Annotated in this window: 16 protein-coding genes; 5 read left to right on the forward strand and 11 right to left on the reverse strand. The window is 74.0% G+C overall.

Annotation, left to right across the window (positions count from 1 at the left end; translation table 11 throughout):
- Position 1: 1 nt before the first annotated feature.
- From DT076_RS04060 to mraZ, 8 genes are all read right to left on the reverse strand, one after another.
- Positions 2-1,570, reverse strand: a complete 1,569-nt coding sequence (locus DT076_RS04060; RefSeq protein WP_407642702.1) for a Mur ligase family protein — start codon at positions 1,568-1,570, stop codon at positions 2-4.
- Positions 1,552-2,622: a phospho-N-acetylmuramoyl-pentapeptide-transferase gene (gene mraY, locus DT076_RS04065; RefSeq protein ID WP_114125377.1), complete on the reverse strand. Its 1,071-nt coding sequence runs from the start codon at positions 2,620-2,622 to the stop codon at positions 1,552-1,554. Before mraY ends, DT076_RS04060 begins: the two co-directional genes overlap by 19 nt.
- 67 nt (positions 2,623-2,689) lie before the next feature.
- Positions 2,690-4,123 (reverse strand): UDP-N-acetylmuramoyl-tripeptide--D-alanyl-D-alanine ligase, encoded by a 1,434-nt coding sequence (locus tag DT076_RS04070; protein ID WP_325048355.1) that lies wholly within the window; start codon positions 4,121-4,123, stop codon positions 2,690-2,692.
- 13 nt (positions 4,124-4,136) lie between these two features.
- Complete coding sequence (locus tag DT076_RS04075) at positions 4,137-5,756, reverse strand: UDP-N-acetylmuramoyl-L-alanyl-D-glutamate--2,6-diaminopimelate ligase (protein WP_233493624.1); 1,620 nt, start codon at positions 5,754-5,756, stop codon at positions 4,137-4,139.
- A 49-nt stretch (positions 5,757-5,805) separates the two neighbouring features.
- Positions 5,806-7,908 carry a peptidoglycan D,D-transpeptidase FtsI family protein gene (locus DT076_RS04080; protein WP_114125379.1) on the reverse strand — a complete coding sequence of 701 codons (2,103 nt, stop codon included), beginning with the start codon at positions 7,906-7,908 and terminating at the stop codon, positions 5,806-5,808.
- A complete protein-coding gene (locus DT076_RS04085; RefSeq protein WP_114125380.1) occupies positions 7,901-8,473 on the reverse strand; it encodes a hypothetical protein in 573 nt (190 codons plus the stop codon). Before DT076_RS04085 ends, DT076_RS04080 begins: the two co-directional genes overlap by 8 nt.
- Positions 8,470-9,447 (reverse strand): 16S rRNA (cytosine(1402)-N(4))-methyltransferase RsmH, encoded by a 978-nt coding sequence (rsmH, locus tag DT076_RS04090; protein WP_114125381.1) that lies wholly within the window; start codon positions 9,445-9,447, stop codon positions 8,470-8,472. Before rsmH ends, DT076_RS04085 begins: the two co-directional genes overlap by 4 nt.
- 185 nt (positions 9,448-9,632) lie before the next feature.
- Positions 9,633-10,061: a division/cell wall cluster transcriptional repressor MraZ gene (gene mraZ / locus DT076_RS04095; RefSeq protein WP_114125382.1), complete on the reverse strand. Its 429-nt coding sequence runs from the start codon at positions 10,059-10,061 to the stop codon at positions 9,633-9,635.
- A 240-nt stretch (positions 10,062-10,301) separates the two neighbouring features.
- Here mraZ and DT076_RS04100 point away from each other — a divergent pair, with 240 nt between their 5' ends.
- Genes DT076_RS04100 through DT076_RS04110 form a run of 3 tightly spaced genes read left to right on the forward strand, consistent with a single transcriptional unit; the run spans position 10,302 to position 14,870 of the window.
- Entirely contained in the window at positions 10,302-11,285 is a 984-nt protein-coding gene (locus tag DT076_RS04100) for an AAA family ATPase (protein WP_114125383.1), read from the forward strand.
- A gap of 16 nt (positions 11,286-11,301) precedes the next feature.
- A complete protein-coding gene (locus DT076_RS04105) occupies positions 11,302-12,570 on the forward strand; it encodes a DUF58 domain-containing protein (protein ID WP_158548036.1) in 1,269 nt (422 codons plus the stop codon).
- A complete protein-coding gene (locus DT076_RS04110) occupies positions 12,570-14,870 on the forward strand; it encodes a transglutaminase family protein (RefSeq protein ID WP_114125385.1) in 2,301 nt (766 codons plus the stop codon). The genes DT076_RS04105 and DT076_RS04110 overlap by 1 nt, the downstream gene beginning before the upstream one ends.
- Positions 14,871-15,034: 164 nt before the next feature.
- Here the strand turns inward: DT076_RS04110 and DT076_RS04115 are convergent, their stop codons facing one another.
- From DT076_RS04115 to DT076_RS04125, 3 genes are all read right to left on the reverse strand, one after another.
- Positions 15,035-15,427 (reverse strand): DUF3040 domain-containing protein, encoded by a 393-nt coding sequence (locus tag DT076_RS04115; RefSeq protein ID WP_114125386.1) that lies wholly within the window; start codon positions 15,425-15,427, stop codon positions 15,035-15,037.
- A 101-nt stretch (positions 15,428-15,528) separates the two neighbouring features.
- Entirely contained in the window at positions 15,529-16,800 is a 1,272-nt protein-coding gene (dinB, locus tag DT076_RS04120; protein ID WP_233493625.1) for a DNA polymerase IV, read from the reverse strand.
- A 28-nt stretch (positions 16,801-16,828) separates the two neighbouring features.
- Positions 16,829-17,545 carry a methyltransferase gene (locus DT076_RS04125; RefSeq protein ID WP_157973791.1) on the reverse strand — a complete coding sequence of 239 codons (717 nt, stop codon included), beginning with the start codon at positions 17,543-17,545 and terminating at the stop codon, positions 16,829-16,831.
- 160 nt (positions 17,546-17,705) lie between these two features.
- On the opposite strand from DT076_RS04125, the gene DT076_RS04130 reads away from it, so the two are divergent.
- Both DT076_RS04130 and DT076_RS04135 read left to right on the forward strand, forming a co-directional pair.
- Positions 17,706-18,398, forward strand: a complete 693-nt coding sequence (locus tag DT076_RS04130; protein ID WP_114125388.1) for a polyamine aminopropyltransferase — start codon at positions 17,706-17,708, stop codon at positions 18,396-18,398.
- Positions 18,395-19,807 carry a class II fumarate hydratase gene (locus DT076_RS04135; RefSeq protein ID WP_114125389.1) on the forward strand — a complete coding sequence of 471 codons (1,413 nt, stop codon included), beginning with the start codon at positions 18,395-18,397 and terminating at the stop codon, positions 19,805-19,807. Before DT076_RS04130 ends, DT076_RS04135 begins: the two co-directional genes overlap by 4 nt.
- The last annotated feature ends 36 nt before the right edge of the window (positions 19,808-19,843 follow it).

Below are 19,843 nucleotides of genomic sequence, written 5' to 3' on the forward strand. Positions count from 1 at the left end.
GTCACTCCCCTGGGGGTCCCGGCGGGGCGAGGGAACGGGCGGCGGCGGCGAAGGCGTCACCGCGGGCGCCGTAGCCGGGCCACATGTCGAGGCTGGCGCACCCGGGGGCGAGCAGGACGACGTCGCCGGGGCGGGCCAGACCGGCCGCCGCTCGCACCACGTCCTCCATGACCCCAGTGTGGGTGCCCGGCACCTCGATCACCGGCACATCGGGAGCGTGTCGGCGCAGCGCCCCGGCGACCACCGCGCGGTCGACGCCGAGCAGCACGGCCCCGCGCAGACGTCCGGCGTGACGGGTGACCAGGTCGTCGAAGGTGGTGCCCTTGGCCTGCCCGCCGGCCACCCAGACCACGGACTCGAACGCGGCCAGGCTGGCCCCGGCGGCGTGCGGGTTGGTGGCCTTGGAGTCGTCGACCCAGCGGACGCCGTCGCGCTCGACCACGGTCTGGATCCGGTGCTCGCCCGGGGTGAGGGTGCGCAGCCCCTCGGCGACCGCGGCGGCCGGGACGCCGAAGGAGCGCGCCAGCGCAGCCGCGGCCAGCGCGTTGGCGACGTTGTGCGGGGCGAACGGGGTGACGTCGGACAGCTTGGCCAGCTCCAGGGCGGAGTCGCGCCGCTGCGCGACGAAGGCACGGTCGACGATGAGGTCGTCGACCACCCCGATCATCGAGGGGGCGGGGGTGCCGAGGGTGAACCCGATCGCCCGGGCGCCCTCGGTGACGTCGGCCTCCTCCACCATCTGCTCGGTGGCCCGGTCGGCGACGTTGTAGACGCAGGAGTGGGTGACCCGCTCGTAGATCAGCGCCTTGTCGCGGCGGTAGGCCGTCATCGCGCGGTGCCGCGCGTCCGGGCTGCTCGCGCGGTCCCGCGCGTCCTGGCTGCTCGCGCGGTCCCGCGCGTCCTGGCTGCTCGGGTCGGGGGCGTCGGCGTACCACTCGAGGTGGTCGGGCTGCAGGTTGAGCACGGCCGCGGAGTGCATCTGCAGGCTGTGCGACCAGTGCAGCTGGAAGCTGGACAGCTCCACGGCCAGCACGTCGTAGGGCTCGGGGTCGAGGACGGCCTCCATCAGCGGGCGTCCGACGTTGCCGAAGGCGCCGGTGCGCAGACCGGCCGCACGCAGCATCGACTCCAGCATCTGCACCGTGGTGGTCTTGCCGTTGGTGCCGGTGACCGCCAGCCAGGGCACGCGCTTCGCCGGCCCGCTGAGCCGCCAGGCCAGCTCCACCTCCCCCCACACCGGGACGCCGGCGTCGGCGGCCTGGCGCAGCAGCGGCGTGCTGGGCCGCCATCCGGGGGAGGTCACCACCAGGTCGACCTCGCCGGGCAGCCGGTCGGTGCTGCCGGCGCCGAGCCGGACCCGGGCGCCCAGGGTCTCCAGCAGGGTGGCCCGCTCGGCGTTGGTGGCCGAGTCGGACTCGTCGACCACCTGCACGTCGGCGCCGAGCTCGAGCAACCCGTCAGCGGCGGCGAACCCCGAGGTGCCCAACCCGGCCACCAGGACCCGGGCCTGCGGCCAGGGCGAGGCGCCGTCCGCGGACGCGATCCAGTCCCTCACAGCCCCGCCACCCACTCGGCGTAGAAGAGCCCGAGCCCACCGGCCACGCACAGCCCGCAGACGATCCAGAACCGGATGACGATGGTGATCTCGGCCCAGCCGATCAGCTCGAAGTGGTGCTGCAGCGGCGCCATCTTGAACAGCCGCTTGCCCTTGCTGAGCTTGAACCAGCCGACCTGCAGGATCACCGACAGGGTGATGACGACGAACAGCCCGCCGAGCACCACCAGCAGCAGCTCGGTGCGGGTGAGGATGGCCATCCCGGCCAGCGCCCCGCCGAGGGACAGCGAGCCGGAGTCGCCCATGAAGATCTTGGCCGGGGAGGCGTTCCACCACAGGAACCCGAAGCAGGCCCCGGCCAGGGAGAGGGCGACCACGGCCAGGTCGTAGGGGTCGCGCACCTCGTAGCAGCGCGAGCTGGCGGTGGTGACCGAGGCGCAGGCCTGGTTGTACTGCCAGATGTTGATGATGGCGTAGGCGGCGAAGACCATCGCGCTGGCGCCGGTGGCCAGCCCGTCCAGGCCGTCGGTGAGGTTGACCGCGTTGCTGGCGCCGGCGATGAGCAGCATGAACCAGACCACCGCCACCGGCAGCACCAGGTAGAGCGGGTCGAGGTCGCGCAAGAAGGAGACGTACTGCGAGGCCGGGGTGAGCCCGCGCTCGTCGGGGAAGCTGAGCGCCGCGATGCCGAAGGTGGCCCCGACCAGCGCCTGGCCGATGAGCTTGGCCTTGCTGTTGAGCCCGAGCGAGCGCTGCCGGGAGATCTTGATCCAGTCGTCGAGGAAGCCGACCACGCCGAGCCCGACGAACAGGTACAGCAGCAGCCCGGCCGAGATGCTCATCGGCGTCCAGGTGAGCAGGTGCGAGAGCAGGTAGGCCAGCACCACCGAGGCCATGATGACCAGGCCGCCCATGGTCGGCGTGCCGCGCTTGGTGTGGTGGGCGGTGGGGCCGTCGTCGCGGATGAACTGCCCGTAACCCCGGCGGACGAGGACGCCGATGGCCAGGCGGGTGCCGAGCAGGGTGCCCAGCATGGCCAGCCCGCCGGCCAGCAGGATGGTCACCACGAGGTGGCCTCCGAAGGCCCTGGGACGTCCCGCCGGGCGGTCGTGCGGTCGCTCCGCTCCGACACCGTCACTCCTTCTCCCTCCGCTGCGTCTGCGTCCCCCGGACCAGCTCCTCGGCCGCCGTCTGCAGCTGCAGCGAGCGCGAGGCCTTCACCAGCACCACGTCCCCGGCGGCCAGCCGGGGCTCCAGCAGACCGGCGACCTGGCCGGGTGCCTGCAGCACCGTAGCGGGAACGTCGACCTCGGGCCGCCTCCCACGCCCGGACGGACCGGCGAACCCGGCCAGCACCTCGGCGGCCTGGTCGCCGAGCACGACCAGCTCGTCCACCCCGGCCGCGCGGGCGTCGGCACCGAGGCGGATGTGCTCCTCGGTGGTCGACTCCCCCAGCTCGAGCATGTCGCCCAGGACGGCCACCAGCCGCGCCCCGGGACGGCTGCGGCGCTGCTCGGCGACCAGCTCCGAGGCCACCGCGAGGGCGGCCCGCATCGACTCGGGGTTGGCGTTGTAGGAGTCGTTGAGCACCACCACCCCGTCGTCGCGGGTGGCGACCTCCATCCGCCAGCGGGAGCGGGAGGACGCGGTGCTGAGCGCGGCGCCGATCGCGGGCAGCGCGAGTCCGGCGCAACGGGCGGCGGTGGCGGCAGCCAGCGCGTTGGCCACCTGGTGGCGTCCGACGCCGACCAGGGCGACCTCGCAGGCGTCCTCGCCCTCGGCGTCGGCGCAGTGCAGGGTGAAGCGGTAGCGGCCGGCCTCGGCGGCGCGGACGTCGGTGGCCCAGACCGCCCGGTCGGCCGGTTGCGGCGGACGGGCGTCGAGGGCGAACAGCGCGACCCGGCCGCGGGTGCGCTCGCGCATCGCCAGCACCCGCTCGTCGTCGGCGTTGAGCACCGCCCACCCGTCGGGGTCGAGGGAGGCGACGATCTCGCCCTTGGCCCGGGCGACGGCGTCCCGGCCGCCGAACTCGCCGAGGTGGGCGGTACCGACGTTGAGCGCGATGGCGACGTCGGGCGGGGTGAGGGTGCACAGGTAGGCGATGTGGCCGACGCCGCGGGCGCCCATCTCGCTGACCAGGAACCGGGTGCCCGGCCCGACCCGGGTGGCGGTCAGCGGCACCCCGATCTCGTTGTTGTGGTTGCCCTCCGGGGCCACGCACTCCCCGGCGGGTTCGAGCACCTGGGCGAGCAGGTCCTTGGTGGAGGTCTTGCCCGAGGAGCCGGTGACGGCCAGCACGGTCAGCCCGGGGACGGCGTCCACGCAGGCCCGGCCGAGGCGCCCCAGCGCGGCGACGGCGTCGTCGACCACCACGGTGGGCAGCTCGGTGGGCCGCTGGCCGAGCACCGCGGCGGCCCCGTTGGCCGCGGCCGCGGCGGCGTAGTCGTGGCCGTCGACCTGCTCACCGCGCAGCGCGACGAAGAGGGCGCCGGCACCGGCCCGGCGGGAGTCGATCACCACGTCGGGCCCGACCGTCGCCGTGCCCGGGCCGTGCACCGTGCCGCCCACCTGGTGCGCGAGCTCAGCGAGCGTGCGTGGCTGCACCGCGTCCTCCTCCCGTGCCGTGCGTGGCCGCCGAGCCGTGCACCGCGTGCACCAGCTCGGTCAGCACGGCCGCGTCGTCGAAGGGGGTGATCACGCCGGCCACCTCCTGACCGGTCTCGTGGCCCTTGCCCAGCACCGCGACCAGGTCGTCGGGGCCGGCCAGCTCCAGGGCCAGCCGCAGCGCGTCTCGACGGGCGCCGCCGTCGAGCACCTCGGTACCCGGCCCGGCCTCCGCCCGCGCGCCGGCCAGCACCTCGGCCCGGATGGCGGCCGGGTCCTCGCTGCGCGGGTTGTCGTCGGTGACGACGACCACGTCGGCGTACCGGGCGCCCGCCGCGCCCATCGGGCGGCGCTTCTCGGGGTCGCGGTCGCCGCCGCATCCGAAGGCGGTGACCAGCCGCCCGTGGCCGCCGGCCAGCCCGGCCCGCAGCGCCCGCAGGGTCGCCTCGACCGCCTGCGGGGTGTGGGCGAAGTCGACCACCACCACCGGGGAGCCCGGAGGCAGCTCGAGCCGCTGCATCCGGCCGGGGACCACCGCGCGGGCCAGCCCGCCGGCCGCCCGGGCCAGGTCGGGGACGGGGACCCGTCCGGACGCCCCCAGCTGGTCGACCATCGCCAGCGCCAGCACGGCGTTGGAGACGTTGTGCTCCCCGGGCAGGGACAGCTCGACGGGCACCCGGCCGCCGGGGCCGAGCAGGTCGAAGACCGTCCCGCCGGGGGTGGCGCGGACGTCCTCGGCGCGGTAGTCGCCGCCGGGTCCGGTGGTGACCACCGGCAGCCTCGTCCGCCGGCAGCGCTCTGCGAGCCGCGCCCCGGCGGGGCTGTCCAGGCAGATGACCGCCCGTCGGGTGTGCTCGGCGGTGAACAGGGTGGCCTTGGCCTCGAAGTAGGCCTCGAGGTCGGGGTGGAAGTCGAGGTGGTCGCGGCCGAGGTTGGTGAAGCCGGCGACGTCGTAGACGACCGGCTCGGTGCGGCCGAGCACCAGGGCGTGGGAGGAGACCTCCATCGCCACCGCCTCGGCGCCGCGGCCGGCGACCGCGGCGAGCAGGGCCTGCAGGTCAGGCGCCTCCGGCGTGGTGACGGTGGTCCGCTCGCCGGTGAGCACCTCCCCACCGACCCGGAAGCCCAGGGTCCCCACGGTCGCGGTGGGGATGCCCGCGGCCGTCAGCGCCGCCTCGACCAGCATGGTGGTGGTGGTCTTGCCGTTGGTGCCCGTCACCCCCAGCATGGCCAGCCGCTCGGCGGGGTGGCGGTACAGCACGGCGGCCAGCCGGGCGGTGGCGGCGCGGGCGTCCTCGACCACCACGAGGCCGGTTCCGTCGGGCAGGTCGCCGAGGAGCTCGGTGCCGGCGCGGTCGGTGAGCACCGCCACCGCGCCGCCCTCGACGGCGTCGCCGGCGAACCGGGCGCCGTGGGTGCGCTGGCCGGGCAGCGCGGCGTACAGGTCGCCGGGGCGGACCTGGCGGGAGTCCAGCGTCAGCCCGGTCACCGGACGGTCCGCGCCGCGCTGCAGCCCGGTCTCCCCCGCGGTGCGCACCAGCTGCTCCAGTGCCGTCGCGGGCGCGGGCGGGCGGAGCGGGTTCAGAGCGGTCGGCACGGCAGCGACGTTACTGGCCCGGGCCGAGATCGCCGCCCCGGCGCGGCCCTCACCACGTCAGCTGGCCCTGGTAGGGCTCGCTGTCGGACGGCTGGATGCCGTAGCGCTGCAGGGCGAGCTGGGTGATGTCCTTGTAGGCCGGGCCGGCGATGGTGACGCCGTAGCGTCCCTTCTTCGGCTTGTCGATCTGGACGAAGGTGACGATCTGGGGGTCCTCGGCCGGCGCGACGCCCATGTAGCCCGAGGTGTAGCCGCGGTAGCAGCCGCAGCTGGGGTCGATCCGCTCCGCCGTCGCCGTCTTGCCGCCGGTGCGGTAGCCCTCGATGGCGACGCTGCTGCCGGTGCCGCCGTCGCTCGTCACCGCCTCCAGCATCAGCGCCAGCTGCTCGGAGGCCTCCTGCGAGATCACCCGGCGGGGCTCACCGTGCTCCACCGGCACCGGGTTGCCGTCCTTGTCGGTGGCCGAGGCGATGATCGTGGGCGGGTTGTAGACCCCGTCGTTGAGCAGCCCGGCCACGGCGGCGGTGAACTGGATCGGCGTCATCGACAGGCCCTGGCCGAAGGAGATCTGGTCCATCGTGTACTGCTCCATGTCCGGCCCGGGCAGGTAGCCGGCCGCCTCCCCCGGCAGCTCGATCCCGGTGGGGGCGCCGAGGCCGAAGCTGCGGTAGTAGTCGATGAGCTGCTGCGGGCTCATGTCCCGGGTGAAGGCGACCGTGCCGGTGTTGGACGACTTGGCCAGCACGCCGGTCGCGGTCAGCCGCATCCCCGCCAGCCGGTCGTCGGAGTCGGTGATGTAGCCGTCGCCCGAGGAGACCCGCTGGGGCAGGGTGACCTTGGTGTCGGGGGTGATCAGCCCCTGGTCGAGCAGGGCGCCGAAGGTCAGCACCTTCTGCACGCTGCCGGGCTCCAGGGCGTGGGTGACGGCCCGGTTGCCGAGGTCCTCGGGATCGGCCGCACCGGGGTCGGAGGCGTCGAAGCTCGGGTAGTTGGCCATCGCCAGCACCTCGCCGGTACGCACGTTCATCACCACCGCGGTGCCCGACTCGGCACGCGAGGAGTCCACCTGCTGGGCCAGCCGGCGCTCGGCGGCCCACTGCAGCTCGGAGTCGATGGTCAGCTGGTAGGAGGTGCCGTCCACGGCGGGGGTGAGCTCCTGGGTGCCGAGCGGGATCTTGTTGCCGAACTTGTCGCGCTCGTACACCTCCTCCCCCGGCACCCCGGACAGCTCGCGGTTCATCGAGTGCTCGAACCCGGCCGCCCCCTCGTTCGCGGCGTTGACGAAGCCGACGACGTTGGCGGCGACGGTGCCACCGGGGTAGCTGCGGATCGGGTTGCTCTCCCGGAAGACGCCGTACAGGCCGAGATCGCTGAGCTCGACGGCCAGCCGCTGGTAGGTGGCCGAGGGCACCTTCTTCTTCAGGTAGACGAAGCGGGTGTCGCTCTGGGTGAGGTTCGGCAGGTAGTCCGCGACGGTGCCGCCGAGGTGGCGGACGAGGACCTCGGCGATGCTGCGGGCCACCTCGGTGCCGCAGGGCCCGGTCTCGTCGGGCTCGCACGGGGGGTTGGTGTGGGACGGGTCGGCGGTGACGTTGACCGCCGGCTCGCTGCGGGCCAGCACCAGCCCGTTGCGGTCGGTGATGGTGCCGCGGGCGGCGTGCAGGGTCATCGAGTACTGCATCTTCTCCGCCGCCGACTGGGCGTAGGCGGCGGAGTCGAGCGCCTGCAGCTGGAACAGCCGTCCGGCGCACAGCGAGACCAGCACGGCCATCCCGACCAGCACCACCCGGATCCGCAGCGCGCTCTGCCCCAGCCGCAGGCGCATCGGCTCGCGGGGCGGGCGGGGAGGGCGGGGGGCGCGGGCGGGCCTGGGCTCGCGCGGGGTGCGGGGTGCCCGGGTGGACGCCGAGGTGGTGCGGGCGGAGGCCGGCGGGCGCGTGGACGTCGTGCCGCGCCCGGAGGCCGACCCGCGGGTGGAGGACGCGCCGCGCGAGGAGGAGGTGCCGCGGGTGGACCCGGTGCCGGCGGCGCGGTCGGTGGAGCTCGGACGCGCCTCACCGCCGGAACGGCGCGACCCGGTGCCCGTCGAGGGACGGGGGCGGCGGCTGGGGTGCGGACGTCGACCGGGCTGCGGACGGCGGGGCTCAGTCATCGGCGTCCTCCTGCTCCTGCTCGCGCTCGGTCTGGGCCTGCTGCTCCTTCTTCCGCTGCGCCTGCTGCTCGGCGGCCTGCTCCGCACGCTGCTGCTCGGCACGCTGCTGGGCGGCGGCCTGCTCGGCGGCCAGCCGGGACTGCGACTTCGTCACCAGGCTCTCCATCTCGTCGCCCTCGACCTCCTGCGGGTCACCGGTCACCTCGCCGGTCTCCAGGTCGATGAAGGCCGGGTAGGGGTTGGGCCGCATGCCCAGGTCGGAGGCGCGGGTGGCCAGCGTCGCCGGCGACCGCGCCTCGTCGAGCTGGGTCTTCAGCTCGGCCTCGGTGTAGCTGAGCGAGGTCAGCTGCTGCTGCAGCGTCCGCACCTCCACCGCGTTGGTCTGCACGGTGGTGTTGAGCACCAGCAGACCGGCCATGCCCAGGCCGAGGGTGGCGGCCAGCACCAGCAGGAACGGGACGCGGGAGAGCCGGGCCCGCACCGGAGCGGGGACCGGCGACAGGTGCGGTCGCCGCTGCGGACCCGGGTCGGGTCGGCGCGGCCCGACGTTCAGCAGTGCGCTCACGCGGCCTCCTTGATGCGTTCGGCGGCCCGCAACCGGACCGAGCTGGATCGGGGGTTCTCCTGGATCTCCTGGGCGTCGGCCTTCTCCGCCCCACGGGTGAGCAGGCGGAGCTCGGCTCGCATCGACTCGGGCACCACCGGCAGGTGCGGCGGTGCGGTGTCGGTGCTGGCGGCAGCGAGCACCCGCTTGACCATCCGGTCCTCCAGCGAGTGGTAGGCCAGCACCGCGATCCGCCCGCCGACGGCGAGCGCGTCGACCGCGGCCGGCAGCACCCGCTCCAGCGCCGCGAGCTCCCGGTTGACCTCGATCCGCAGCGCCTGGAAGGTGCGCTTGGCCGGGTGCCCGCCGGTGCGGCGGGCGGCGGCCGGGATGGCGCGGGTGAGGGTCTCCACCAGTCGTGCGGAGGTCGTGAACGGTGCCACCTCGCGCTCGGCGACGATGGCGCGGGCGATCCGGTCGGCGAAGCGCTCCTCGCCGTAGGTGCGCAGCACCCGGGCCAGCTCACCGGCCGGGTAGGTGTTGACCACGGTGGCCGCGGTGAGCGGCTGACGGCCGTCCATCCGCATGTCGAGGGGGGCGTCGACGGCGTAGGCGAAACCGCGCTCGGTGGAGTCGATCTGCAGCGAGGAGAGCCCGAGGTCGAGCAGGACCGCCTGCACCCGCGGCTGCCCGCACCGGTCGAGCACCTCGGGCAGCTCGTCGTAGACGGCCTCCACCAGCGTGACGCGGTCGGCGACCGGGGCCAGCCGGCGCTCGGCCCGGGCCAGCGCCTCCGGGTCGCGGTCCAGCCCGATGACGCGGCTGCCCGGGCAGGCGGTGAGCAGGGCGAGGGTGTGGCCGGCCAGTCCCAGGGTGCCGTCGACGAAGACCGCACCCTCGGTGCCGAGCACCGGGGTCAGCAGCTCCAGCACCCGGCGCTGCATCACCGGGACGTGGGTCCGGTCCTCCGGTCCCGGCCCGTTGCTGCTGCTCACCTCGACCCTGCCTCCTCGACCCCGCTCCGGACGTCGGGCTCACGCCGTGCACCGGGGTTTCAGCCCGAGGGCGGTGGGAAAGCGCCGCCTGGCACCGGGGAAGGTGCGCCAGCCGGCGTCCGCTCCTCGGGCTGAAACCGCGTCACACGGTGTGGGCCCCTGCATCGGTGAGGACGTGGACCCGGTCAGAGACCGGGGACCACCTCCTCGTTCATGTCGGCGAAGGCCGACTCCTGCTCAGCGGAGTACTCCTGCCAGGTCTGGACGTCCCAGACCTCGACCCGATTGATCGCACCGATCACGACCACGTCCTTCTCCAGGCCTGCGTAGCTGCGCAGGTGGGGAGGGATGGTGATCCTGCCCTGCTTGTCCGGCGTCTCGTCCGAGGCCCCGGCCGCCAGCATGCGCTGGTAGTCGCGGACCTGCTTGACGCTGGTCGGTGCGGAAGCAATCTCCGACGTCATCCGGACGAACGTGGCCATGGGGTAGATCGCCAGGGCGCGGTCCTGCGTCCTGGTGATGACCAGCCCCTCGGCCAGCTCCTCGCGGAACTTCGCCGGGAGGATCAGACGGCCCTTCTCGTCGAGCTTGGGGGTGTGCGTACCGAGGAACACCCGGATGCACCCCCTCGCCCCACCATCGCACCGTCTTGCTCCACTTTCCTCCACAGTACTCCACTTCACCCCACTCGGCCACGCCACGCCGGTCGGGCGCACCATTTCTCTCCCCCGCCGACGTCCTCCCGGGCGCCGCGGGGTCGCGGCTCGCGCCCGGACGGGGTCTAGGGAGGAGCACGTAGAGTGAGCGTCTGGGCCGGCAGGCGGCCCGCCACCCGCGCGAGCCCGGAGGAAGAGTTGAGCCTGGACCACGTCCGCCAGACGGCCCCCACCCAGACCCTCGACGACGTCATCGACGTCATCGGCCGCGTGCGCGCCGCGATCGAGACGGTCATCGAGGGCAAGCGCGACAGCATCGACCTGGCACTGGTGGTGCTGCTCGCCGAGGGTCACCTGCTGGTCGAGGACGTCCCCGGCGTCGGCAAGACGATGCTCGCCAAGGCGCTGGGCCGCTCGATCGACTGCTCGGTGCGACGGCTGCAGTTCACCCCCGACCTGCTGCCCTCCGACATCACCGGCGTCTCGGTGTTCAACCAGGAGCGGCGCGAGTTCGAGTTCAAGCCCGGCGGGATCTTCGCCAACATCGTGGTGGGTGACGAGATCAACCGCGCCTCCCCCAAGACCCAGTCCGCGCTGCTGGAGTCGATGGAGGAGCGCCAGGTCTCGGTGGACGGCACCACCTACCACCTGGACGTGCCGTTCATGGTCGTCGCCACCCAGAACCCGATCGAGATGGAGGGCACCTACCCGCTGCCCGAGGCCCAGCGCGACCGGTTCATGGCGCGGATCGAGATGGGCTACCCCACCGCCAGCGCCGAGCTGGAGATGCTGGAGCACCACGGCACCACCGACCCGCTGGCCGAGCTGCGCCCGGTCACCGACGCCGCGACCGTGACCGGCCTGATCCAGGCGGTCAAGGACGTCTACGTGGCGCCGGCGGTCAAGGAGTACGTGGTGGGCGTGGTGAACGCGACCCGCCACTCCCGCGACCTCCGCCTGGGCGCCTCCCCGCGCTCCTCGCTCAGCCTGCTCCGTGCTGCCCGCGCCCAGGCCGCGCTCGCCCGCCGCGACTACGTCACCCCCGACGACATCTCCTCGCTGGCCGTCCCCGTGCTCGCGCACCGGGTGCTGCCCTCGACCGAGGCGCAGCTGGCCCGCCGCAGCGCGGCGGAGATCATCACCGCGGCCGTGCACACCGTGGCCATCCCCGAACGGGCCTGACCCCGGGGAGCCCGTGATGAGGAATCCGTGGCGGCTGCTGACCTTCCGCGGCCGCGTCTTCGTGGTGGCCGGGACGGCCGTCGGTGCCCTGGCGGCGCTGATCGGGCAGCGCGACGTGGTCTGGATCGGCCTGCTGCTGGTGCTGCTGCCGTTCACCGCGGCGTTCCTGGTGGCGCGGACCCGGCTGCGGCTGTCCTGTGAGCGCACCGTGGTGCCCAGTCAGATGGCGATCGGTGAGTCCGCGGTGGGCCGGCTGGTGCTGGAGAAGACCGGACCGATCCCCTACGGCATCCTCCGCTTCGAGGACTACGTGCCCCGCCATCTCGGCGTGCGGCCCCGGTTCACCGTGCAGACCCTGGCCTCGCACTGGCGCCGCGAGTTCACCTACCCGCTGCTGGGCGCGGTCCGCGGCCGCTACAGCACCGGGCCGCTGATGGTCCGCAGCAGCGACCCGCTGGGGCTGGCCCAGCTCGACCGTTCCTTCCACGCCACCTCGGAGGTGATGGTGACCCCCCGGATCTTCCCGCTCGAGGAGATGCGCAACGCCGGCGGCGGTGGCGCCACCGGAGAGTCCCGCCCGCAGCGGCTGGGTGTGGTCGGCCAGGACGACGTGCTGGTGCGCGAGTACCGCCACGGCGACGACGTCCGCCGGGTGCACTGGCGCTCCACCGCCCGCCGCGGGGAGCTGATGGTGCGGCGCGAGGAGCAGGCCTTCGACCCGAGCGTCACGGTGATGCTCGACTCGCGGGCCAGCGCCCACGGCGGCCACGGCAAGGACTCCTCCTTCGAGTGGGCGGTCTCGGCCGCCGCCTCGGTCGCCATGCACTTCCTCACCGACGGCTTCGAGCTCAACCTGCTGGAGACCCGCGGCCCGCTGACCATGGTCGGCGACCTCAGCAGCAACCAGGTGACCACCCGGCACAACGTGGTGCACAAGCTGACCGACATCACCACCACCAGCGAGGCCACCCTGCGCCCGATGATCGACGCCGCGCTGGTGCACCAGGGCAGCCAGCTGGTGGTCGCGGTGCTGGGCCGGCTCACCCGCGGTGAGGTGGAGCAGCTCGAGCGCACCCGCCACAACCGGGCTGCCGGGCTGGCGCTGGTGGTGGATGCCGACAGCTTCGCCATCCGCTCCGAGCGGGCCGACGCCGAGGTGCGCGAGGAGCACGCCCGGGCCGTCGCGCTGCTGCGCGAGCACCGCTGGCGGGTGGTCACCGCCGACCGCACCCGCACGGTGACCGACACCTGGGGTGATCTGGAACGACTCGGGGAGCTGGTCTGATGCGTGCCACCGACCGCAGTGCCGTCGCCGTCTTCCTCGCGGTGACGCTGGCCAGCCTGACGCTGCTGCCGCTCACCCAGGACACCTCCTACATCCCGCTGGGTGTGGTGATCACGCTGGCGGTGACCCTCGTCGGCGCCGTGGTGCGCCGGATCGGCCTCGGCAACGGGGTGGTGCTGGGCGTCCAGGCGCTGGTGCTGCTCGCGTTCGTGGCGGGCATCGCCTGGTCGCTGGGCGGGACGGAGGGGAACCTGCTCGCCCAGGTGGGTGGGCTGTACTCCTCCGCGGCCGAGCACATGCGCACCCAGGCCGCGCCGATGATCCCGCACCCGGGCGTGAAGCTGCTGCTGGTCAGCGCGATCGGCGTGGTGGCCGTGCTCACCGACGTCCTGGTGGAGGGCATCGAGCGTCCGGCCTGGGCGATCGCCCCGCCGCTGACGTTGTACCTGGTGCCGGCGCTGGGGCTCAACGACGACCTGACCTGGTGGCCGTTCGTGCTGCTGGCGCTCGGCTACGCGGTGGTGCTGCTGAGCGAGGGGCTGACCGCGGCCACCCGGTGGCCGCGGGCGGTCGGGACACCGGACCACCCGCAGTCCGACCAGGGCCTGCACGTCGGCTACGCGGCCCGGGCCGCGGCGATGGTGGTGGTCCCGGTGCTGCTGGCGACCGTGCTCATCGGCGCCGTGCTCCCGCTGCCTGGCCAGCTGGGCTGGGGGGTCGGTGCCGGACGGGGCGCCCAGGGCCCGATCCAGATGACCGACCCCACCCTGGACCTCAAGCGCAACCTCACCCAGCCCGAGAACTACACGGTGCTCTCCTACCAGACCGACGCTCCCAGCGGGTCCTACCTGCGGATGGCCAGCCTGCCGGTGTTCAACGACGCGGGCTGGCAGAGCGCCGGGGTGTCGCTGCAGCCGGGGACCACGTTGCCTCCGCCGCCGGGGTTGACGGTCGAGCCGGCCCGCGAGCGGACCACCGAGATCCAGGTGGGCGACTTCCGCTCGGAGTACCTACCGCTCCCCTACGCCCCGCGCAGCGTCGGCGTGGAGGGTGAGTGGGCCTACGACCCGCAGTCGATGATGATGCTCGCCACCGGGCAGGACCGGGTGGAGGCGACCCGCAACCTCAGCTACCAGGTCACCAGCCTCGACATCGAGCCCGACGGCGAGCGGCTGTCCACGGCCGAGGCCGGCGCACCGGTGGACGCGAACCTCACCGCGGCGCTGCCGCCGGACCTGCCGCCGGAGATCATCGACGTGGCCCTGGAGCGGACCGCCGACGCGAGCACGCCGGCGCTCAAGGCCGCGGCACTGCAGGAGTGGCTGCGCTCCTCCGACTTCACCTACAGCACCGAGCAGGCCCAGGGCACCACCTACGAGCAGCTGACCGACTTCCTGGTCGAGGACCGCCGGGGCTACTGCGAGCAGTTCGCCGGTGCGATGGCGGTGATGGCCCGCGTGGTCGGCATCCCCAGCCGGGTGTCGGTGGGCTTCCTGCCGGGCGAGCGGATCGCCGGCGGGTTCGAGGTGCGGGTGCGCGACATGCACGCCTGGCCCGAGCTGTACTTCGAGGGCGAGGGCTGGGTGCGCTTCGAGCCGACCCCGGCCGTCGTCACCGGCAACGCCCCGCCGTGGACCATCGCCGGCACCAACCGGGGCGGCACCTCCACCGACGAGGGCGCCGACCCGTCCTCGGAGCCCGTGCCGAGCGCGGAGGAAAGCACCCCGCCGCCGCCCTCCCCGACCCCGAGCGACTCCGCGAGCGCCCCGGCCGCGCCGGGTGGCGGCTTCCCGTGGGGCCGGGTGGCCCTGGCCGGCGGCGTGCTGGCCGGCGTGCTGGCGCTGATGTCGCTGCCGGCCGTGCTCCGGCTGCGTCGCCGGCGGGCCCGGCTGGACCACAGCGGCGAGATCGTCGACCGGGTGGAACGGGCCTGGGCCGAGCTGCGCGACACCGCCCGCGACATCGGCCACCCCTGGCCGAGCGGGTCGCCGCGCAGCATCGGCGCCCAGGTCTCGCGCGGGCTGGACGCCGGCCCTGGCCGGGCGATGACGGCGATGTCGCAGCTGGTGGAGCGGGCTCGCTACGCCCGCAGCCTGGAGACCCACGCCAACGTCACCGGGCTGACCCGCGAGGTGCTGGACGGGATGACCGCCCCGCTGAGCTGGGACACCAAGCTGCTGGCCTGGATCTGGCCGCGCTCGCTGTTCACCGGGCTGAGCTGGCAGCTGCCGGAGCGGCTGAGGGTCTGGGAGCGGGTGCGCTGGCCGGAGAAGCTCACCCCGCCCTGGCGCCGCAGCTGACCTGACGTCCTCCGCTGGTTCGAGGTGATCCCGCGAGCCCAGCGGCGCGGGATCACCTCGAACGGCGGGGGGACGGCGGACGCCGGCCCAGGTGCGGAGGCTCACGGAAAGCACGAGACCCGCGGACAGGTCCGCGGGTCTCGTCAGTTCGGGAAGGAGGCGGGTCAGAAGCCCTCGTCCTGGCGTCGGCGCCAGCGCTCCTCCATCTTGTCCATGAAGCCGGCGCTCGGTCCGCCGGAACCGGGGGTGCGGCTGGGATCGGGACGGCGGCTGTCCTGCCCGGCGCCGTCGTCGCTGGGCCGCCAAGCCGTCACGGCCACCGCCACCGAGGCGAACATCAGCACGAACCCGATGACGCTGACCCACCACTGGGTCTGCAGACCGGCCAGCAGCAGCGCCACCCCGGCGAAGAACCCGACGCCGGCCAGCGCGGCTCGCCGCCGGTGCACCCCTCGGCGGTTCGTGCCGCGCAGGGTGTGGGCCAGCTTGGGGTCCTCGGCCGCGAGTGCGGCCTCCATCTGCTCGAGGAGCCGTCGCTCTTCCTCGGAGAGGGCCATCCGTCACCTCCGGACTGATCGGGGGTTGTCCCCTTTGACGGCCCGTCCCGGGCTCGCGTGACAAAGTCTAGGTCGCGCCGGGGTGCAAAGAAACTCCCGGGTCACGCCGGTTGCCGCGGATCCTCCCGGCGGTCGGCGGCGGGGCCGTGCCGCCGGCTCGTCGCCCCCTCCGCCACCTGCTCCGTGCGCCGCTGCGGACGTCCTGCCTCCTCCGGGGCGCGGGTCAGCACCGCCCGCTGCACGGCCGCCGGTCCGAACCGCCGGGTGGCGGCGTCGATGGCCGCCTCGGCCTCTCGCCAGCCGCGGTCCGGCTCGGTCAGCTCCGGTTGGCGGTAGGCCTCGGTCCGCTCGACCAGGCCCTCGACCCGGACGCCGACCCGCCGGATCCGCACCCCCTGCAGGCCGAGCCGGGCGTAGAGCGCCACCGCTTGGGCGTAGATCTCCTCGGTGACGTCGGTGGGCCCGGGCACGGTGCCCGAGCGGGTGAGCGTGGTGAAGTCAGCGAACCGCAGCGAGATGGTGACGGTCCGGCCCAGCACGCCGGCCCGCCGCAGCCGGGTCGCGGTGCGGTCGGCCATCCGCAGCAGCTCGCGCCGCACCTGCACCGGGTCGACGATGTCGGCGGCGAGGGTGTGCTCGCTGCCGATGCTGCGCTCGGGCGCCCGGCCGACCACCACCCGTTCGTCGCGACCCCAGGCCAGGCGGGCCAGGTGGCTGCCGGCGTGCGGACCGAAGGCCCGCCGCAGCGTCTCCTCCGGGGTGTGGGCCAGCTCGGCGACGGTGCGCAGCCCGAGCCGGTGCAGCTTCTGCGCCGTCGCCTCCCCCACACCCCACAGCCGCTCCACCGGCAGCGGGTGCAGGAACTCCACGACGCCGTCGGCCGGCACCTCGAGCAGGCCGTCGGGTTTGCAGGCCTGGGAGGCCAGCTTGGCCACGAACTTGTTGGGCCCGATCCCCACCGAGCAGGTGATCTGCTGCTCGTCGGCCACCGCGGCCCGCAGACCCTCCCCGATCGCGACGGCGCTGCCGAACATCCGCAGGCTGCCGGTGACGTCGAGGAACGCCTCGTCGATCGAGGCCGCCTCGACCACCGGGGTGAACCGGTCGAAGACCGCCATCACCGAGCGGGACACCGCGGAGTAGTCCTCCATCCGTGGCGGCAGCGAGACCAGCGTCGGGCAGAGCCGTCGCGCCGCCGCGACCGACATGCCCGAGCGGATGCCGTGGGCGCGGGCCTCGTAGCTGGCCGAGAGCACCACCCCGCGGGTGGCCCCACCGACGATCATCGGCCGGCCCACCAGGTCGGGACGCTGACGCAGCTCGACCGAGGCGTAGAAGGCGTCCATGTCGACGTGCATGACGACCCGGCTCACGACCACACCTCCGGCCGGCGGGACGGGATCAGCCGGGGGTGGCGAGGAAGTGCACCCAGGGGGCCACCGAGGCGAAGGCGGGATCCTCGCTGACCTCGCGCTCGAGCGCGAGCAGCTCGCGGTAGCGGTCCGGGCCCTCCAGGTGCCGTTCGGGCACGTGCTCGGAGATGGCACCGATCCCGTGCACCGCGCGGACGTCCCAGCCGGCCTCCTCCAGCAGCCGCTGCACCCGCGTCCGGTCCAGCATCCGGGCGTCGGCCCAGGTGCGGCGGGCGTGGGCGAAGTCGCCGGAGACCGCCTGGCTGACCACCACCGGGTGCCGCTGGGCGACCAGCAGGCTGAGCGCGCCCTGCTCGTGCAGCACCCCGGCGATGTCGGCCAGGCCCTGCCGGGGGTCGGGCAGGTACTCCAGCACCCGGTGGCAGACCACGACATCGGTCGAGGACGGCCCGAGCAGGCTGGACAGGTCGCCGGTGTCGCCCTGCAGGGCCGTGATGTAGTCGGTGAGGTCGGCCTCGGCGGCACGCCGCTGCAGCGCGGCCAGCGCGTCCGGACTCGGGTCGACCACCGTCACCGTGTGCCCCTGGGCGGCCAGCCCGACCGCCAGCCCACCGGTGCCGCCGCCGATGTCGACGACGCTGGCGCTCCGGCCCCCGACCCGGCTCTGCCACTCCGCGAGCTGGCTCTCGAGCAGGTCGGTGAGGAAGGTCTGCGCGACCGACCGGGAACGGCGGTGCTCCGACATCTGCCCTCCTCGACGACGTGCCGGCCGGCGCCCGGCCATGGCACCGCCAGCCTAGTGGCGGCCGGCGCCACCCGCCGCAGCGGATCGAATCGAACACACGTTCATGGTAGGCCCTGGTGCCGACGGGATTCCCGCAGCCGGCCTCGGTAGGGTCGCCGGGATGGAGGAGCTGCGCACCCTGGCCCGGCACACGGGCCCGCACGGCGAGCTGGCGCTGCGGCTGCGCACCGGCCCCGACGGCGAGGTGCACGAGCTGGTCGTCGACGGCGCCTTCGCGATGGACAGCCGGGAGACCGCCTCGGAGCGCCGGCTGGCCGGGCTGGTCGCCGAGCACGGCGCCCTGGGACGGGTGCTGGTCGGTGGGCTCGGGCTGGGCTACACCGCCACCGCGCTGCTGGAGGCCGGGGCCGGGCGGGTGGAGGTCGTCGAGCTGGAGGCGGCGCTGGTGCGGTGGGCCCACGAGGGCGTCACCCCGCAGCTGGGTGCGCTGGCCACCCACCCCCGCTGCCGGTTGCACGTCGACGACGTGGCCCGCTGGATCGCGACGGCGGAGCCCGGCAGCCTGGACGCCGTCGTGCTGGACGTCGACAACGGCCCCGACTTCCTCATCCACCCCGGCAACGCCGAGCTGTACCAGACGCCGCGGCTGGCCGCTGCGCTCCGGCTGCTGCGCCCCGGCGGCGTCCTCGTCGTGTGGTGCCAGCACCGGACGCCGCAGCTGCGCGAGCGGCTCTCCGAGCTCGGCCCGACGGCCGAGGAGGTGGTGCCCGTCGAGCGCGAGGGCCACCGCCTGGAGTACGCCCTCTACACCGTGCGGGCCGACCCCTCGGGCACGGCTATCGTGCAGCCATGACGACGCAGAACCCCGAGACCGACGTCCGCATCGAGCACGACACCATGGGCGAGGTGCGGGTCCCCGCCCGGGCGCTGTACCGGGCGCAGACGCAGCGGGCGGTGGAGAACTTCCCGATCTCGGGCACCCCGATCGAGCCGGCGCTGATCCGCGCGCTGGCCACCATCAAGGGGGCCGCGGCCGGTGTCAACGCCGAGCTGGGGGTCCTGGACGCCGAGATCGCGGCGGCCATCACCGCGGCCGCCGCCGAGGTCGCCGAGGGCCGTCACGACGCCGAGTTCCCCATCGACGTCTTCCAGACCGGCTCGGGCACGTCGTCGAACATGAACACCAACGAGGTGGTCTCCACGCTGGCCAGCCGCGCGCTGGGCCGCGACGTCCACCCCAACGACCACGTCAACTGCTCCCAGTCCAGCAACGACGTCTTCCCCAGCGCGATCCACATCGCCGCCACCCGCTCGCTCACCGAGGAGCTGCTGCCGGCGCTGGAGCACCTGGCCGGCACGCTGCGCACCAAGTCGGGCGAGTTCGCCGAGGTGGTCAAGAGCGGGCGCACCCACCTGATGGACGCCACGCCGGTCACCCTGGGCCAGGAGTTCGGCGGCTACGCCCGCCAGGTCGAACTGGGCGCCGAGCGCGTCCGTGCCGCGCTCCCCCGGGTCGCTGAGCTCCCGCTGGGCGGGACGGCCGTCGGCACCGGGATCAACACGCCGGCCGGGTTCGCGGCCAAGGTGATCGCCAGCATCGCCGAGCAGACCGGGCTGCCGCTGACCGAGGCCGCCAACCACTTCGAGGCACAGGGCGCCCGCGACGCGCTGGTCGAGGCCTCCGGGGTGCTGCGCACCATCGCGGTCAGCCTGACCAAGATCGCCAACGACCTGCGCTGGATGGGCTCGGGCCCGACCGCCGGGCTGGGCGAGATCGCCCTGCCCGACCTGCAGCCCGGCTCCTCGATCATGCCGGGCAAGGTGAACCCGGTGATGTGCGAGGCCACCCTGATGGTCTGCGCCCAGGTGATGGGCAACGACGCGACGGTCGGCATCGCGGGCGCGGCGGGCAACTTCGAGCTCAACGTCATGCTGCCGGTGATCGCCCGCAACCTGCTGGAGTCGATCCGGCTGCTGTCCTCGGTCAGCGTGCTGCTGGCCGACCGCTGCGTGGCCGGGATCACCGCCAACGAGGAGCACTGCCGGGCGCTGGCGGAGTCCTCGCCCTCCATCGTCACCCCGCTCAACCGCTACATCGGCTACGAGAACGCCGCGAAGGTCGCCAAGACCGCGCTCAAGGAGGGCAAGACCATCCGCCAGGTGGTCGTCGAGTCCGGGTTCGTCGCGCAGGGACGCCTCACCGAGGAGCAGCTCGACACGGCGCTGGACGTGCTGTCGATGACCCGGGCACCGCAGGCCTGATCCTTTTCTTGACTCGTTCCAGAAAAGACAGCAGAC

The organism is Desertihabitans brevis (assembly GCF_003327535.1).
Taxonomy (GTDB): Bacteria; Actinomycetota; Actinomycetes; order Propionibacteriales; family Propionibacteriaceae; genus Desertihabitans; species Desertihabitans brevis.